Here is a 2685-nt window from a genome sequence, read left to right as displayed (position 1 = left end):
GGCATCGGCAAACTGAAAGTGGCAGAGCGTCCAGCACGCACTGGCCGCAACCCTTCGACTGGTGCCTCTATCGAAATTGCTGCCAAGAAAGCCGTCAAGTTCGTCTCGGCTAAAGTGCTGAACGACGCTATCAACAAGGGCGGCGTTTCATAGAAGGGGTTGCACGCCGGAACCGCCGAAAATTCCTTCGTCAGTCGCTCGGGTGTAAACTCACTCAGAGATAAATGGAGAAAATCCTTATGATTGATCGTTCGCCTATCGTTTCGGAGTTTGAAACTGAAGAGCTAGAGGCCAATTACACTGCCTGGCTACGCGCGAAGGTGGAGGCAAGTCTGGCCGACTCGCGCCCTGCTATCCCGCATGATGAAGTCGAGCGAAGGATGGCAGAGCGGTTGGCACGATTGCGCCATCGGCGAGCGTCCTGATGCTACCCATTTTTTGGCTAGAATCAGCGGACAACGATTTGGCGGCAATAATCGAATACATAGGTTTACGTGATATAGCTGCTGCCGAAAGGTTGTGGCAGCGCTTGCGTGGCATCGTTCTGCCCCTTTCAGAACATCCTTATCTGTATGCGATAAGTGACCGCGTCCCAGGAATGCGCGAGATCGTGGCCCATCCTAACTACCTGGTGTTTTATCGCGTCACCTCAACGCGCATAGAAGTGGTGAACGTCGTCCACGCACGGCAAGAATATCCCCAAACTGGACTAGCGTAGTGCTCACTGCAGCGTTCCAGGGAAGTGCGGTGGGTCATCAGGTAGGAAATTTTGGTATTCATGCTTCGATGCTACTTAAGTTGGTTGGCTATTCCATTGCTCTTCGGACCCTTTTTTCCATGATCACAGGAGAGGACATTGCAGCTTTCTGATGATTTGAAATTGATAGCTTGGCCGACCAGAGTTCGATTCGATGAGGATGACAATACGCCAGAGCGGCTGGCCTTCGAATTGGAGGTCAATGGTGAGCGCATGGTTATGCTCAGTCTGGAGCAGATGTTAGACGCGCTATGGAGTTTAGATGAAGCGAAACTGGTGGCACCGTTAGGTTCTACCTGGTGGAGCAAAGCCGAGCTTAACAAGCAATGGGGTAAACCCGTTGTGACGGTCTCTAGTGAGTCGAGGCTAGAGCGTTTGGATATGAAATTTGCCGCAGAACATGCCAAGAAGGCCACAAAGGCGACAACGTCACCGTCTGTCTTGGAAATGTCGGAAGACGAAACCGGTGCGCCCTATCTGCTACTGGAGCAAACCTTGCTGCAATGTGTGTACATAGCAGAACAATTAGGTGCCATTCCGCCTTTGGATGACAAATGGCTAGCGCGCGTCATTTCGCCTTCGCTACGTCAGTTGTCACAGCTTCAGAAATCCACGGGCCTTCATTAAATCTGCTCGAGCATCGCGTTGTTCACAGCAACTTGCCGGTTGCCATCGCCCCGATCAGAGGCCTTTCCGCGGCGTTCCATGTCGCTGGCCACCGGCCCCAGATGCATGGTCGCCTCGCGATCTAGGCCCTGCGCCTTGAGACTCCGTGAATCGATCCGGGCATCTGAACCAGCGTTCTCCAAGGCGCGGTTAGCCATCCGCTCCCACAACTGGCGTATGGCGACCACTTCATCTGCTGCGGAACCAAGGCCCACGCTGCGGCGTTTGGTATCCGAAAGCTCGATGGTGGACTTTTCACCCATCACCAGCAGACCAGTTGCATCACGGCTGACCTGCCGGGTAGTGGTCATCACAAAGGCATGGTGGTTGCGGTTGTCGCCTTCACGATTGGGCAAGTGGATGGCCAAGTCAACGGCAACGCCGTAACGGGTGGCCAGCTCGATGCCAAACGCAGAGGCCAGTTCTTGGCGCGCGTTTTCATCCAGTTCGGCAGGTAGCGCGATGATCCACTCGCGACCTGTCCGGCCATCCTTGCGCTTCTCTGCGGATTCGGCGGCGTTCCACAGAGCATTGCGCTCGGCACTGGTGCCGTCTGGCAACATGATTTCTGTGTAAAAAACACCATCGCGCCAGGTGTAGTCATGGACGAGACCGGTACGCATATCGACCAGCTCGGTACCAGAACGGTAGGCCGCAGCAGCAACGGACGAACGTCCGGCATTGCGTGCTATCGGTTTGGTATTGGCGTGGAAGATAGCGATGGGACTTGCTCCTGGACTTTTGCTTGTGATCTTCCCCAATGAGGGCGCTTCAGAAAACGGATTTTAAAGTACTTTAAGCTGATTTCAATCGTCATAACCGCCAGAATTTTCTGGTCTGTCACTTTTAGTGTTCTTCCGGTACCTGAATGACGCCATCAGCAATACCTTGGGCCAGCAACTCCATCATTTTTGCGAAGCGAAAAAATCCTGGATATTGCAGGCATATATAGTCCATTTGGATTTTTGATGAGCTGTCGAGTACCTGTTTGAAAGCCATCATATAGTCATAGCAGCCCTGTAGTAGCTGGCTATCGCCGCCTTCTGTCGATGGAAATCGGCTGGCATAGTCATGGACTATCTTCGCCAGTTGGTGTTGCTCTGCGGATAAATCGAGCATTTTTGTGCCTAATGAAAAGGGGTTAATACTGTTGACCAAGAGACTGAAAATGCTTCAGCAAGGTCACAAACGGGCACTGGACCAAGGCAGCGCCTCAGACATCTGCCTTAGCCGCCAGGTACTGCGACCAAACACGTTTTACC

General features: G+C 53.0%; 6 protein-coding genes. 4 read left to right on the top strand and 2 right to left on the bottom strand.

Translation table 11 applies throughout. The annotated features are described in order from the left end of the window. The 4 genes from ALO64_RS10780 to ALO64_RS10765 form a co-directional block, all read left to right on the top strand. Nucleotides 1-153: HU family DNA-binding protein (locus tag ALO64_RS10780; protein ID WP_162232067.1), on the top strand; the 153-nt coding region annotated here is incomplete at its 5' end. Between the two features lie 86 nt (nt 154-239). Continuing rightward, nucleotides 240-425, top strand: a complete 186-nt coding sequence (relB, locus tag ALO64_RS26305) for a type II toxin-antitoxin system RelB family antitoxin (protein ID WP_003348562.1) — start codon at nt 240-242, stop codon at nt 423-425. Further along, nucleotides 425-718: a type II toxin-antitoxin system RelE/ParE family toxin gene (locus tag ALO64_RS10770; RefSeq protein WP_007253369.1), complete on the top strand. Its 294-nt coding sequence runs from the start codon at nt 425-427 to the stop codon at nt 716-718. The genes relB and ALO64_RS10770 overlap by 1 nt, the downstream gene beginning before the upstream one ends. A 138-nt stretch (nt 719-856) precedes the next feature. Then, nucleotides 857-1384 (top strand): hypothetical protein, encoded by a 528-nt coding sequence (locus ALO64_RS10765; protein ID WP_044345787.1) that lies wholly within the window; start codon nt 857-859, stop codon nt 1382-1384. On the opposite strand, the gene mobQ is transcribed toward ALO64_RS10765, so the two are convergent. Then, complete coding sequence (gene mobQ, locus ALO64_RS10760) at nt 1381-2184, bottom strand: MobQ family relaxase (RefSeq protein WP_057454694.1); 804 nt, start codon at nt 2182-2184, stop codon at nt 1381-1383. The genes ALO64_RS10765 and mobQ overlap by 4 nt on opposite strands. 85 nt (nt 2185-2269) lie before the next feature. Beyond that, nucleotides 2270-2542 (bottom strand): hypothetical protein, encoded by a 273-nt coding sequence (locus ALO64_RS10755; protein WP_044322702.1) that lies wholly within the window; start codon nt 2540-2542, stop codon nt 2270-2272. Nucleotides 2543-2685 lie beyond the last annotated feature (143 nt).

Source organism: Pseudomonas meliae (genome assembly GCF_001400515.1).
Lineage (GTDB): Bacteria > Pseudomonadota > Gammaproteobacteria > Pseudomonadales > Pseudomonadaceae > Aquipseudomonas > Aquipseudomonas amygdali.
Note: the sequence above shows the minus strand (reverse complement) of the source record. Positions and strands in the feature narration are given on the sequence as shown.

Coding starts and splice junctions, on each gene's coding strand:
- ALO64_RS10770 (WP_007253369.1), top strand. CDS start 425: ATGCTACCCATTTTTTGGCTAGAATCAGCGGACAACGATTTGGCGGCA.
- ALO64_RS10755 (WP_044322702.1), bottom strand. CDS start 2,542: ATGCTCGATTTATCCGCAGAGCAACACCAACTGGCGAAGATAGTCCAT.
- relB (WP_003348562.1), top strand. CDS start 240: ATGATTGATCGTTCGCCTATCGTTTCGGAGTTTGAAACTGAAGAGCTA.